A 13,521-nucleotide genomic window follows, 5' to 3' on the forward strand; every position below is an offset into this window, starting at 1 on the left:
ACCCGTCTGGATGGACTGCCGCCAGGTGATCATGCTCGCCGGTGGTCCCCAGCTGTGACGTCACGATCGCCCGTTGGGCGTATTCGGCAACAGGCTCGGTACTGAATGTGCGGCTCACAAATGGAGTGCGGCGTCCCGCACTCTGGTCCGGCGTCGTCAGGCTGGAAATATGGCGAGCTGCCTGCGGGGATGGATGCGGGGTACTACCGTTCCGGGCGTGAGCAGCTTTGTCGACTTCCAGAACGAGATCTACCTGGGTGGACTGAATGGCGCGGTGCCCGAATTGCCGTTGACGGCTACGGGTTTGGAAGACCGGGCGCGTGCGGTGCTGAGCAAGGAAGCCTTCGCGTATGTGGCGGGAAGTGCGTCGGGGGAGCGTACTGCGGCGGCCAATCGGTCCGCATTCGACCGGCACCGGATTGTGCCGCGGATGCTGCGCGGCACCTCGGAGCCGGGTGCGCGCGATCTGTCGGTGGAGGTGCTCGGGACGCGACTGGCCGCGCCGGTGCTGACCGCGCCGGTCGGGGTGCTGGAGCTGCTGCACGAGGGTGGTGAGGTGATCGTCGCGGAGGTCACGAAGGAACTCGGCGTCGGTACCGTGCTCTCGACGGCGGCCTCGTCCACGATCGAGGAGGTCGGCGCGGGGGCCGGTAGCTGGTGGTATCAGCTGTACTGGCCCGCCGATGACGAGCTGGCCAGATCCTTCGTCGAGCGGGCGGAGCGGGCGGGTGCGTCGGCCATTGTCGTCACCGTCGACACCCCGAGCCTCGGTTGGCGACCCCGCGATCTCGAGCTCGCACATCTGCCGTTCCTGCACGGCAAAGGCATTGCCAACTATCTGTCGGATCCGGTCTTCCGCGCGAAACTGTCGACGCCGCCTGAAGAGAGCGAGGACGCGATGCGAGCCGCGATTCTCACCTGGAGCGGCCTGTTCGGCAACCACGCCCTGCGGCCAGCGGACCTGGTCCACCTGCGTGAGTGGACCGATCTGCCGATCGCGGTCAAAGGCATCCTGCATCCGGACGACGCCCGTCAAGTGGTCGACGCGGGTGCCGACGCAGTGGTCGTCAGTAATCACGGCGGCCGCCAGGTCGACGGTGCCATCGCCGCACTCGACGCCCTACCCGCCGTGGCCGCCAGCATCGGCGACCGCGCGGACGTCCTGTTCGACTCCGGCATCCGCACCGGCTCGGACATGTTCACTGCGCTGGCACTCGGCGCGAAGGCGGTGCTCTTCGGTCGCCCATGGGCGTACGGTCTCGGCATCGCGGGCCGAGCAGGTGTTCGCCACGCGCTGCGCGTTCTGCTCGCGGACTTCGACTCCGTTATGGGCCTGTCCGGATGCGCGAACCCAGCCGAGCTCAACCGTTCATTGATCGCAACAATCCGGTGAACCGGTCGACCCACATGCCCTGATTCAGGGCTTGATTAGTCGTGTGTCCAGGTCTTTCGCCGGACCGTTGGGTTATGCGTTTGCGCAGTTCAGGCGCGCTTAGAATGGAGCATGTGCAACCAGAACCGAGCAGTCACGCGCCCGTCGAGCCGGAATGGCTCTCGTCGTCGCAGCAGCGTGCCTGGCGGGCCTATATGGACGGTAACCAGCGCTTGGCAACGGCATTGAACCGTCAACTGCAACGCGACTCCGACCTCACCCTCGCGGAATACCGGATCCTCGTCCTGCTCTCCGAGGCTCCCGACCGTTCGTTGCGCATGAGCGAGCTCGCCGACGGCGTGCTGTCCTCCCGCAGCCGACTCACCCATCAGATCCGCCGCCTGGAGACTCAGCGGATGGTCCGCCGCAACACCTGCCTCGAGGACGGCCGCGGCGTACTCGCCGAACTCACCGAGGAAGGTATGCGTCGGCTCGAGGCCGCCGCACCCGGTCACGTCGAGGCGGTCCGCCGCAACTTCATCGACCTGCTCGGTCCCGAACAACTCGAGATAGTCGGCGAGGTCTTCGCCCGCGTCGACCACGAGATCGGCAACTCCGACTGACCCGTCGGCAGACGGCGCACGGCGACGGGTACTCTCGTTGGCCTGGAGACGTGGCAGAGCGGCCGAATGCACTCGCCTTGAAAGCGAGCGTCGCGAGAGCGACCGGGGGTTCAAATCCCTCCGTCTCCGCAATTCCGACCTGAACTTTCGGGTCCTCACGTCAGCGAAACCTCAACGGCGGGTGGGGAATTCTGACACACCGCGACGCACTGACAGGCGTTATTGATCTCTTTTGCTTCGTCCCACGCCTGTCCAGTCGACGATCCGCCCGTCGCGCGGATCCGGACCGATCAACCGGTCGCCGTGACCATCAAATCGGTCAGCAATCGCAGTGCGTGGTCCATGTCGGCTTCGGTCATCCGAGCCATACCGCACGATGTGCTCAGCCCGCCGAATGGACGAGGGTAATACTTCCGCGCCTGCGTCAAGGCCGAGCGGATATGGTCCGCACTCGCCTTCTCGTGCACGATGCCGGCGTAGATGGTCGCGTCGGGGGTCAGCTGCTCCAACGGCTGATAGATATCGGGATTGTCCACGTCGGCGAACGGCAGTACGTCGGCCGCCGCCAGGGGAATATGAATACCCTGCAGCGTCCGGCCCTCGGGCCATGCCGCCACAATGGCATTGACCAAGAGCACAACCGGCTCGAACCCGTTGATCTGCTTCAGCCACGTGCTGTGCTCCCAGTCGCCCCGACACAGATGGATCGTGACACGGGCCCCCTCCGGCATCCGGCGCACGAATGCGGCCAGATCCGAAGCGAGCTCAACAGCTTTCGCGGCCCGCTCTTGCGCCGACTCGATCACTTCGATCGTCAACATGCGCCCGGGGCTCTCGAGTTGGAACACCACATCGCCATCGAACAGCCGATGAATAGCGAAGATCTCTTCCAGCGCCGGTTTCCGAAACGACTCGTAATGCTGCTCGAGTCCGGCCTCACCCAGGGCGAAGTACGCATGATCGTACGGATCGACAATGCACGCCTGATAGCTCTTGCTGCTGCCGCGTTCCTCGATCATGCGCTCCAGAATCGGCTTGGCAGCCTCGGCTTGGTCGAAATACCCCAGCAGCACGGGCGGAATCTCGAGCTCATGCTCACCGGCGTACTCGTAACCGGGCATCCCCGGATAGGCCAACTCGATATTGCCGTCCTTCACCTTCCGCATTCCAGGAAGCGCGAAGGTACTGCGCAGCCTCGGCATGATCCAACCGGGAAAAGCCGTGTCACCCTCCGGAAACGACGGCAGGTACTCCCACATCGTGCCGAATTTCTCCATCGCGATCTGTCGTGTCGGCGCGTTGGCGCTTCCCACCAGATACGTCACGGGCAGTGAAAGAGCCATCGGGTGTCCTCTCCGTACAGATGTGCCGGGGACTATAGCGCCGACGACCTCGGCTCGACTCCAACCACCCAGCTTCGATCCGAGTCGTGCCTGATGCGAAATATCCTGTCTCGCAACGAATCTCACCGAATTGGCGGAGCCTTTCGACCCCTCTCGAACGCCCTCCCCGGTGCTGGGAACCGCAATGCTCTCCGCAGCCGCTCGCCGCGACCGTCCCGCCCGAAACCGGCTCGAGCGCAACGGTTTATGCTGCGCACCGGTGCTCGGCTTTTCTAATCTCCAGGCGCGGCCATAACGGCTCGTCGATAATAGGCGGCGTGCCTCTTACCGAAGGTCTCGGCTCCAGCCAGTTCGGCTCTGATGAGCCGAGCCCGCCTTCGATGGCGCCAGAGGACTACATCACCGATCGCTTGGAGCAGTACCAGGGTTGGTACGACAAGAAAGCCGTCACGATGAAGGCCAGGCATTTGCAGATCCGGGTCCTCGCGGTGGGCGGCGGCGTGACCGTACCTGCCCTTGTCAACCTCCCATTCGCGTGGGCACCGATCGTGGTCACAGTGGTCAGTCTCGTTGTAGCGGCGTCGGTTTCGCTCGAAAGTGTCTTCAAGTATCGAGAGCAATGGAAGAATTACCGGTCGACCGAACAACTGCTCGGCCACGAAAAGGTCTACTTCCGTACCCGAACAGGACCGTACGAGCACTTGGGCAACACCAAGGCCTTTCGGACCCTTGTCGAACGAGTCGAAGGCGCAATCGCCGCCGAGAACTCGGCAACCTTGAACGTTATGACGACAGCCCAGCAACTGAGCGAACCAGACTATCCGCGCAATGCGGCGTCCAGCTGACCTCTTCGTCCCGAGGGGCGATCTTCAGTGCGCGTATCAAATACCGCTGAACTGCGAAGATGTGGACTGATGCGCGTTACTGAGTCGCTCAACAGGATTCGCGTGCGGAGCAGGGCGGGTGGCGCCCGGGACTCACTCCAGCGCGGCCAGCGCCCGCCCCAACTGATCGATCTCGAAATTCGTTGTGTACGGGGCCAAGCCGACGGTTACGGCGCCGCCTTCGTCGTTGACGCCGAGGGCATCCAACAACCGGCTGCCGCCGTGGACACCGCTCAAGGTGCCGATGCGGGCGTCGGCGAGTTTGGCGGCTACCTTTTCGGCTTGCATGCCTGCCATGGTGAAGCTGACCGTGGGGATGCGGGTGGAGGCGCGGCCGATGACCGTCAGGTTGGAGATTTTGTCGAGCACGTCCATCAGGTGCTCGAAGAGTTGATCGTGGTAGTCCTGCAGCGAGGTGATGGAGATTTCCAGGCGCTCGCGGCGGGTGCCGCGGGCGCGCTCGTCCAGGCCCGCGAGGAAGTCGATGGAGGTGGTCAGGCCGGCGAGCAGGGCGTATTGGTGGCCGCCGACCTCGAGGCGTTCGGCGCCTTTGGCATAGGGGTTCAACGACATCGACGGAATACGGTCCAGGAAGGCCGGATCGCGGAAAACCAGCGCGCCGATCTGCGGACCACCCCAGGCAGGGGCGCTCAACGCGACCACATCGGCATTCAGATCGTCGATATCGATGAGGGCATAGGGCGCAGCGCCGAAGCAATCGGCGACGAGCAGACCACCCACCTCGTGCACCCGATCCGCCGCGACCCGCACCGCGGGGGCCGAACCGACGATCGGCGACGCCGCGGTCAGCGCGACCAGCCGGGCGGTCGGGCCGATCAATTCCTCGAACTGCCATGACGGCATCTCACAGGTCTCGATCTCGACCTCGGCCCAGCGCACATGCGCGCCGTAGCGATTCGCGATCCGCAACCACGGCGCGACGTTCGCCTCATCATCCAATCGCGATAGCACTATCCCGGTGCCGAGGCCGAGCCGCGAACTCAGCGACTCCGCCAACCAGGCCAATAAAACCGCGCGGTCCGGTCCGAGCACGACGCCCGCCGGATCACCGCCGACGAGATCCGCGACGGCCTCGCGCGCCGCATCCAGAATCGCGGCACTGCGAACGGCGGCGCCATTGCGGCCGATATGGGAAAACGAAGAGGTTCGGAAACCTGTTGATACAGCACGAGATACCGAATCCGGGACCAGCATTCCGCCCTGCGGGTCGAGATGGATCCAACCGTCGCCGAGGGACGGTATCAGGCCCCGAACCCTCGCGACGTCGTAAGTCATGTTGGCCACTCTAAGGGCAGCGGGCGAGCCTGGGTAACCGCGTTCCCTCTCACCGGCGGACGAGGGTGCAGTGAACTGGGACTCAGCATGGCAACCGACTTTCAACAAATCCGAACCACACGACCCGAACAGAATAGACGCCACCTCCGCGCCGCTGCACCGACCCGGCGACCTGATCGAAGGAGACCGACTTAGCGCGTTCGCGGCGGACGCGACATGATGGGGACCATGACGCAATCGGATGGAGCACCCGAATCCATTGTCGTGATCGGACCCGACGGCAGGCCGCTGGCTATTCCCGTGGAGTCCGGATCGGACACGCCCTTCACCGCGCAGGTCGTTACCGACGGCGATGAGAAATCCGACAATGCGGACAATAGGGACGACGCCGAAGAATCGCTCGCCGATATGGTCGAGCAGCCCGCGAAGGTCATGCGCATCGGGACCATGATCAAACAATTGCTGGAGGAGGTCCGCGCGGCTCCGCTGGACGATGCCAGCCGGACCCGGCTGCGCGAGATCCACAAATCCTCGGTGCGCGAACTCGAACAGGGTCTGGCACCGGAATTGCGCGAGGAACTGGAGCGGCTGACGCTTCCATTCACCGATGACGCGGTGCCCACCGATGCCGAACTCCGCATCGCTCAGGCCCAGCTCGTCGGCTGGTTGGAAGGTCTTTTCCACGGCATCCAGACGGCGCTGTTCGCCCAGCAGATGGCGGCGCGCGCGCAGCTGGAACAGATGCGTCAGGGTGCGCTGCCGCCCGGCATCCACGCGACCGACCCGCGCGGGGGCCAGTCGAACTCGCCGATCGGCGGCTCCGGACAATATCTCTGAGTAGATCCGAGTCGAGTGCCGGCCGGGTCGGCGGTGTCTGATTTGCGGCGATCGCGGGGCCCTACGTGGTTACGCTCCGCTACCGCCTCCGGGCCCCGCCACTCACGCCGCGGGAAATTGCGAGGGTAGTGTCGAGCACCGTGCCGTCCGCTGCCGCCCGCCCCGACTCGGTCTCCGATGTGAATACGGCGCGTCCCGATGAGAGCTCGGACCGTCCTGAAGAGGGTTCAGTGCGTTCAGATACCAGCCAAGCGCGTACCGACGAGAGTTCCGATGAGACCTCCGTGCCTCCTGAAGAGAACACCGCGCCGGAGCATCCGGTGAGCTTCGACGCGGAAACGCCCGCGTCGGACGAGGCCGTCGCGCCGGCGAGCGCGATCGTCTCGGACTCGCAAACCTTCGGGCGCGCGTTCAAAGACTTCCGCGGCGGCTTCACGCAGCGCGAGCTCTGGCTGTCGCTCGGCTGGCAGGACATCAAACAGCGCTATCGACGCTCGGTGCTTGGCCCGTTCTGGATCACCATCGCGACCGGTGTGCAGGCCGCCGCGATCGGCATTCTGTACTCGGCGCTGCTCGGCCAGTCGATCAAGTCGTACCTGCCGTATGTGGCCATCGGCATCATCGTCTGGAATGTGATCCAGGCCAGCATCCTCGAGGGTTCGGATGTCTTCATCGCCAATGAGGGACTGATCAAACAGCTGCCATCGGCGCTCAGCGTGCACGTCTATCGCCTGGTGTGGCGGCAGTTGCTGTTCTTCGCGCACAACATGCTGATTTATCTGGTGGTGCTGGTCGCATTCGGCGTCTGGGAAAAACTGCACTGGACCGCCATTTTCGCGATCCCCGCGCTCGGGCTGTTGTTCCTCAACTCGATGTGGGTCTCGATCGTCTTCGGCATCTTCAGCACCCGCTACCGCGATATCGCGCCGATCCTCGGCAGCCTCACGCTGATGTTGTTCGTGCTCACGCCCGTCATGTGGAATACGAAAAGCCTGGAAGAACAGGGTGGTCAGGTGAGCGAGCGCGCGAAGCTGGCCGAAATCGTGCCGACCTTCCATTACCTGGAGATCGTCCGCGCGCCGCTGCTCGGTGATGATCAGCATCTGTATCACTGGGTGATCGTCGGCGCCATCACCGTCGTCGGCTGGATCGTGGCGATCTTCGCCATGAAGCAGTACCGTTCGCGCGTGCCGTACTGGGTATAGGAGATCGGGCCCGATGACCGACCATGTGAGTATCGAAACCCGCCAGGCGTGGGTCGAGTTCCCGATCTTCGACGCCAAATCGCGATCGCTGAAAAAGGCATTCCTCGGTAAGGCCGGCGGTGCGATCGGCCGCAATCAGTCCGATGTGGTGGTGGTCGAGGCGCTGCGCGACATCACCCTTTCGCTGAAAGAGGGCGACCGGGTCGGCCTGGTCGGACATAACGGCGCGGGTAAATCGACACTGCTGCGACTGCTTTCGGGAATCTACGAACCCTCGCGCGGCAGTGCCCGCATCCGCGGCCGGGTGGCGCCGGTATTCGACCTCGGCGTCGGTATGGATCCGGAGATCTCCGGCTACGAGAACATCATCATCCGTGGGCTTTTCCTCGGACAGACGCGCAAGCAGATGATGTCGAAGATCGATGAGATCGCCGAATTCACCGAACTCGGCGAATATCTGTCGATGCCGCTGCGCACCTATTCCACCGGTATGCGGGTGCGCCTGGCAATGGGCGTGGTGACCTCCATCGATCCGGAGATCCTGCTGCTCGACGAGGGCATCGGCGCGGTGGACGCCGAATTCATGAAGAAGGCTCGGATCCGGTTGCAATCACTGGTGGCCCGCTCGGGCATCCTGGTGTTCGCCAGCCATTCCAACGAATTTCTCGCCCAGCTCTGCGATACCGCCATGTGGGTCGACCACGGGCAGATCCGTTTGCGCGGCGGTATCGAAGAAGTGGTGCGTGCCTATGAGGGCCCGGACGCGGGCAATCACGTCGCCACCGTGCTGCGTGAAATGGAAGCGGAACGGAAAATGGGAACCGAGCGAGAATTGGAGCGGAATCAGGCATGAGTGAGCCGACCGGGCAGAACGCCCCGATCGACGCAGGGCGCGAGGCCCTGATCGACTCCGTGCCAGCTTCCCTGGACGACGACTCCGAGGACCCCTCACCCGCACAAATCGAAGCCGCCCGTACCCCAGCCGGTACCGGCCCCGGCGCCAAGATCGTCGCCGTAGTCGTCACCCATAAACGCCGCGAACTGCTCGCCGAATCACTGAAAGTCCTTGTCTCCCAGACCCGCCCGGTGGACCACCTGATCGTGGTCGACAACGCCAATGAACCCGAGGTCGCGGAGCTGGTCGCCCAGCAGCCGGTCGAGGCCACCTACCTCGGCTCGGCGCACAATCTCGGCGGCGCGGGCGGTTTCGCGCTCGGCATGCTGCACGCGCTGACCCTCGGCGCGGACTGGGTGTGGCTGGCCGACGACGACGGCCGCCCCGACGGCTCGGAAGTCCTTGCCACCCTGCTGGATTGCGCGGGCCGACACGGTCTGGTCGAGGTGTCGCCGGTGGTCTGCGATGTCGCTGAACCGGACCGTCTCGCCTTCCCGCTGCGCCGCGGTGTGGTCTGGCGGCGGCTACGTTCCGAGCTAGGCGACGAAGACTTCCTGCCCGGCATCGCTTCGCTCTTCAACGGCGCGCTGATCTCCGCCAAGGCAGTGGATCTGATCGGCGTTCCGGACCTGCGGCTATTCGTGCGCGGCGACGAGGTCGAGGTGCATCGCAGGCTGGTTCGCTCCGGTCTGCCGTTCGGCACCTGTCTACAGACGGCCTACCTGCATCCCAACGGCGCCGCCGAATTCAAGCCGATCCTCGGCGGCCGCATGCACACCCAATACCCGGACGACCCGGTCAAGCGCTACTTCACCTACCGCAACCGCGGCTACCTGATGTCCCAGCCCGGTATGCGCAAACTGCTGCCCCAGGAATGGATCCGCTTCTCCTGGTTCTTCCTCGTCACCCGCCGCGATCCGGCCGGTCTGCGCGAATGGTTCCACCTGCGCAGCCTGGGCCGCAACGAGCAGTTCGGCAAGCCGACCCCGGACCAGAAGCCCACCGACGAAAAATAGATTGCGCGGGTCTGCGCGCCATGCCAAAGTGGGCGAGCAACGTCGAGACGAGAGTGAGGAGGTGGAGATCGTGACACGGACCGTTCGGATTGTCGTGCCCGGATCAGCTGTGCAAATGCACGCTGTCGCACGAATTTCCGCCTCAGATACCTCTCGCTGAGTCCGGTTCGGGCTCGGCGCCCGACGAAGGATTCCTTCCATCATGGTCGACCACGACCTCCTCGTCCCTTACGGCTGGACCGAAGCCGTTGCCAACGAATACGACTCGCTCATCGACGATGGGTGCGTCCCCGCGCGGGTGATTCGCATGGATCGCAGCGAATGCGATGTCGCGACACCGACCGGACTCACGCGCGCCCGTTGCGCGCGTTTGTTTTGGCCTGAGCGGGGGCCGTCCGCGGTTACCCAAGCTGCCTCCTCCCGGCCTGACCCGCTCAGGCGGGGTGCCGACTCCGAGATCAGCGGACTCTGCACCGGCGACTGGGTGAGCATCGATGCCGAACTGAATGTGCGACAACTGCTGCCGCGCCGCGGCGCGATCATGCGCTCGGCCGCCGACCGGCGCGCACAGGGCCAGGTGCTCGCCGCGAATGTCGATACCGTGCTGATCTGCAGTGCGGCCGACGGCGATATCGACCTCGGGCGGATCGAGCGCATGCTCGCGCTGGCCTGGGAGAGCAGCGCACAGCCGATCGTGGTGCTCACCAAAGCGGATGCGGCGCTGGATATTCCGCTCGACGAAGTGCAGGCCGTCGCGCCCGGTGCGGTTGCCATCGCGGTCAGTGCGGATACCGGATCCGGACTCGATGTGCTCACCGCAATGCTCGACGGCACCGTCGCGCTGATCGGTCCGTCCGGCGTCGGGAAATCGACGCTCGCCAATGCCCTGCTCGGCCAGGAAGTCTTCGCCACCAACGCCGTTCGCGCGGTGGACAAGAAGGGCAGGCACACCACCGTGCATCGGGAGCTGCGGCCGCTGCCCGGCGGCGGCACGCTGATCGATACGCCCGGACTGCGCGGCATCGGACTCTGGGATGCCGCGGAAGGCATCGAGAAAACCTTCAGTGATATCGAATCCATCGCGGCGCACTGCCGATTCGACGACTGCGCGCACAACGGCGAACCCGGCTGTGCTGTACAGGAAGCCATCGACAGCGGCGCGCTAACCCAGCGGCGCTTCGACAGCTACCGCAAACTCGAACGGGAAAACGCCTGGATGGCAGCGCGATCGGATAAGCGGCTACAAGCGGAACGCGAGAAGGCGTGGCGCGATATCCGCAAGCAGCAGCGGCAGTTCTACCAGGAGAGAAGCTCGCGACGCTGATTCGGTGGAAGCACGGTAGGGTCGGCACGCACAAATCGCTAAACGGGAGGGTGCAGATGAGTTACCCCGGCGGGTATCCGCCTCAGGGCCAGCCCGGGCAATGGCCCGGACAGCCCGCATATGGTCAGCCGGCGCCGCAGGGCGCGCCGAATCCCTACGGTGCGCCACCGCAATACGCGCCGCCCGCGGGGCAGCCACCGATCAGCCAACCGCAGGTGCCGCAACCGCCGTACGGCAGTCAGCCACATATTCCGCAGCCGCAGTACGGCCAGCCCGTACCGCCGCAGCCGTACGGCCAGCCTGCTCAGCCCTATGGGCAGCAACCGTACGGCCAGGCGCCCTACGGGCAGCCGGTTCCGCAGCAGGCACCGGCCCCGCCGGGCATCACCGTCGAGGCCTCCTATGAGTGGTTCGCCTTCTTGTTGGCGATCACCAAGCCGAAGATCCTGATCAACGGTCAGCGGGTGCCGAATACGCGGTGGGGTCAGAACCATATTCCGATCGGCCCGGGGCAGTACCACGTGAAGGTGACCACGCCCTGGCTGTTCGATATGGGCCCGGCGAATGCGACGGCCGCGATTCAGGAAGGTCAGGGCGCACGGTTCTACTACAAGCCGCCCGCGGTCATCTTCCTCAACGGTGCGATCGGCCCGGTTCCGCAGAAGACGCCCGGCGCCATCTTCATCTACATCAGCTGGGGCATCGTGGCATTGATGATCCTGTTGAACATCGTGTTGATCGCTGGCGCATCCAGCATCTGACAGCGTCGAAAGGGCGTCGGGGCTCCGGCGCCCTTTCTTCGACCATCCTATGCAACTGGTTGCATAAGGACCTGAGTTACCCTTGACGTGCACAACACCCGTCGGCGACTGCTCGCCGGTCGCTCGAACGGGTCGGCACGGCCGCGGGCGCACCCACCCGCGGCCTGGACGACAGGAGCAGGTCATGACGGAACCGGGATCGAAGCCGCTCGCAGGCAGGACGATGATCATGTCGGGCGGCAGCCGTGGCATAGGTCTGGAGATCGCCAAGCGAGCCGCCGCCGACGGCGCCAATATCACCCTGATCGCGAAGACCGACCAGCCGCATCCGAAGCTGCCCGGCACCATCCATACCGCGGCCGCAGAGCTCGAGGCGGCAGGCGGAACCGTACTGCCGTTCGTCGGCGATGTGCGCATCGATGAGTCGGTCGCCGAGGCCGTGCGCCAGACTGTCGAGCGGTTCGGCGGCATCGACATCGTCGTCAACAATGCCTCGGCGATCGACCTGTCCCCCACCGACGCCATCTCCATGAAGAAGTACGACCTGATGCAGGACATCAACTGCCGCGGCAGCTTCCTGCTCTCCAAGCTCAGCATTCCCGCGCTGCGCGAATCGGCCGCAGCGGGCCGCAACCCGCACATCCTGACCCTGTCCCCGCCGCTCAACCTGGACCCGAAGTGGGCGGGCATGGCGCTCGGCTACACCATCGCCAAGTACGGAATGTCGCTCACCACACTGGGTTTGGCCGAGGAGCTCAAGGGCGACGGTATCGCCGTCAACTCGCTGTGGCCGCGCACAACCATCGCCACCGCCGCGGTCAAGAATCTACTCGGCGGCGAGGAAATGATCGCCACCTCCCGCACCCCCGATATCTACGCCGACGCCGCCTACCTGGTGCTCACCTCACCGTCGAAGGAGACCAGCGGCAACTTCTTCCTCGATGACGAAGTCCTCGGCGCACACGGCATCACCGACCTGGACAAGTACCGCGTCATCCCCGGCGACGCCGAACTGACCACCGACCTGTTCCTCTAACCGTCGCGCTCGAAGGTGGCTTATCCGGCCACCTTCGATCCGCCTGCCCGCTACCGTCGAGATCGTGACCGACACCCCGACCTTGGCCGCACTGTTCGAACCAGAGCCCGAAGGGTGGGGACTACGCGGAGATCCCTACGTGTGGCAAGAATTGCGGAGCCGGCTCGAGACTCTCGGCCCACCTCCGACATCGGCCGAGGTGATCGCACTGCTGCACAACACCTTCGAGCAGGTCGTCGGCTTGCGTCTCGACTCGAAAGACGCACCCGACAGCGTGTACCGATCGGAGTACGCGCACGGCGGCATGTCGAGCGGGATGGTAAGTCTCGATGCCTGGCGACAGGCATTGATGCCGCTACTGGAAGGGCGCGCTCGGCACCTGATCTCGGGCGCGCCTGGTACCGCCACAATCATCCTGCACCGGGGTGATATCACCGAGCAGCGAGTCGACGCGATCGTCAACGCGGCCAACTCTTCTCTACTCGGCGGCGGCGGCGTCGATGGCGCAATCCATCGCGCTGGTGGGCCCGCGATTCTCGGCGCCTGCCGCGATCTGCGCGCGTCGCACTATGGCAAAGGGCTGCCCACCGGTCAGGCGGTTGCCACCACCGGGGGCAACATGTGGGCCCGATGGGTGATCCACACCGTCGGACCCGTTTGGTCCGCGACCGAAGACCGCTCCGCCCTCCTCGCCTCCTGCTACCGCGAATCCCTCCGAGTGGCAGACGAATTGGGCGCGCGAACAATCGCCTTTCCTGCCATCTCGACCGGCGTCTACGGCTGGCCGATGGATGACGGCGCCCGCATCGCTACCGAAACGGTGTGTCACACACAAACGTCCGTTCAAGAAGTCCGCTTCGTCCTCTTCGACGAGCGCGCCTACACCGCATTCAAGACTGCACTGCGCTGAGCATCGCCGCGCATGCTTT

The 13,521-nt window shown here is 64.7% G+C and carries 13 protein-coding genes and 1 tRNA gene; 12 read left to right on the top strand and 2 right to left on the bottom strand.

What is annotated here, in order from left to right:
• The first annotated feature begins 193 nt into the window (after positions 1-193).
• The 3 genes from OIE68_RS31030 to OIE68_RS31040 all read left to right on the top strand — a co-directional run bounded on the left by OIE68_RS31030 (position 194) and on the right by OIE68_RS31040 (position 2,124).
• Positions 194-1,393 carry a lactate 2-monooxygenase gene (locus OIE68_RS31030; protein WP_327094541.1) on the top strand — a complete coding sequence of 400 codons (1,200 nt, stop codon included), beginning with the start codon at positions 194-196 and terminating at the stop codon, positions 1,391-1,393.
• A 194-nt stretch (positions 1,394-1,587) separates the two neighbouring features.
• Entirely contained in the window at positions 1,588-1,995 is a 408-nt protein-coding gene (locus OIE68_RS31035) for a MarR family winged helix-turn-helix transcriptional regulator (RefSeq protein ID WP_306306451.1), read from the top strand.
• Between the two features lie 44 nt (positions 1,996-2,039).
• A tRNA-Ser gene (locus tag OIE68_RS31040) sits at positions 2,040-2,124 on the top strand.
• Between the two features lie 161 nt (positions 2,125-2,285).
• On the opposite strand, the gene OIE68_RS31045 is transcribed toward OIE68_RS31040, so the two are convergent.
• On the bottom strand, positions 2,286-3,338 hold the full coding sequence (locus tag OIE68_RS31045) for a hypothetical protein (RefSeq protein WP_327094542.1): 1,053 nt from the start codon (positions 3,336-3,338) through the stop codon (positions 2,286-2,288).
• A gap of 317 nt (positions 3,339-3,655) precedes the next feature.
• Between OIE68_RS31045 and OIE68_RS31050 the strand changes: the two genes are divergently transcribed.
• On the top strand, positions 3,656-4,183 hold the full coding sequence (locus OIE68_RS31050) for a DUF4231 domain-containing protein (protein WP_327094543.1): 528 nt from the start codon (positions 3,656-3,658) through the stop codon (positions 4,181-4,183).
• Between the two features lie 132 nt (positions 4,184-4,315).
• On the opposite strand, the gene OIE68_RS31055 is transcribed toward OIE68_RS31050, so the two are convergent.
• Entirely contained in the window at positions 4,316-5,518 is a 1,203-nt protein-coding gene (locus OIE68_RS31055; RefSeq protein WP_327094544.1) for a cysteine desulfurase-like protein, read from the bottom strand.
• Positions 5,519-5,746: 228 nt separating this feature from the next.
• Between OIE68_RS31055 and OIE68_RS31060 the strand changes: the two genes are divergently transcribed.
• The 8 genes from OIE68_RS31060 (at position 5,747) to OIE68_RS31095 (ending at position 13,502) form a co-directional block, all read left to right on the top strand.
• Entirely contained in the window at positions 5,747-6,355 is a 609-nt protein-coding gene (locus OIE68_RS31060; RefSeq protein ID WP_040685905.1) for a bacterial proteasome activator family protein, read from the top strand.
• A gap of 377 nt (positions 6,356-6,732) precedes the next feature.
• Positions 6,733-7,560 (top strand): ABC transporter permease, encoded by an 828-nt coding sequence (locus tag OIE68_RS31065; protein WP_327101881.1) that lies wholly within the window; start codon positions 6,733-6,735, stop codon positions 7,558-7,560.
• A gap of 13 nt (positions 7,561-7,573) precedes the next feature.
• A complete protein-coding gene (locus OIE68_RS31070; RefSeq protein WP_327094545.1) occupies positions 7,574-8,413 on the top strand; it encodes an ABC transporter ATP-binding protein in 840 nt (279 codons plus the stop codon).
• Positions 8,410-9,471 carry a glycosyltransferase family 2 protein gene (locus tag OIE68_RS31075; protein ID WP_327094546.1) on the top strand — a complete coding sequence of 354 codons (1,062 nt, stop codon included), beginning with the start codon at positions 8,410-8,412 and terminating at the stop codon, positions 9,469-9,471. The genes OIE68_RS31070 and OIE68_RS31075 overlap by 4 nt, the downstream gene beginning before the upstream one ends.
• Before the next feature lie 202 nt (positions 9,472-9,673).
• Positions 9,674-10,795 (top strand): ribosome small subunit-dependent GTPase A, encoded by a 1,122-nt coding sequence (gene rsgA / locus OIE68_RS31080; RefSeq protein WP_327094547.1) that lies wholly within the window; start codon positions 9,674-9,676, stop codon positions 10,793-10,795.
• 56 nt (positions 10,796-10,851) lie between these two features.
• A complete protein-coding gene (locus OIE68_RS31085) occupies positions 10,852-11,556 on the top strand; it encodes a hypothetical protein (protein WP_327094548.1) in 705 nt (234 codons plus the stop codon).
• A 184-nt stretch (positions 11,557-11,740) separates the two neighbouring features.
• Positions 11,741-12,592, top strand: a complete 852-nt coding sequence (locus OIE68_RS31090; protein ID WP_327094549.1) for an NAD(P)-dependent oxidoreductase — start codon at positions 11,741-11,743, stop codon at positions 12,590-12,592.
• A 349-nt stretch (positions 12,593-12,941) separates the two neighbouring features.
• Entirely contained in the window at positions 12,942-13,502 is a 561-nt protein-coding gene (locus OIE68_RS31095) for an O-acetyl-ADP-ribose deacetylase (protein WP_327101882.1), read from the top strand.
• Positions 13,503-13,521 lie beyond the last annotated feature (19 nt).

Origin of the sequence: Nocardia vinacea, from assembly GCF_035920345.1 — a bacterium.
Lineage (GTDB): Bacteria > Actinomycetota > Actinomycetes > Mycobacteriales > Mycobacteriaceae > Nocardia > Nocardia vinacea_A.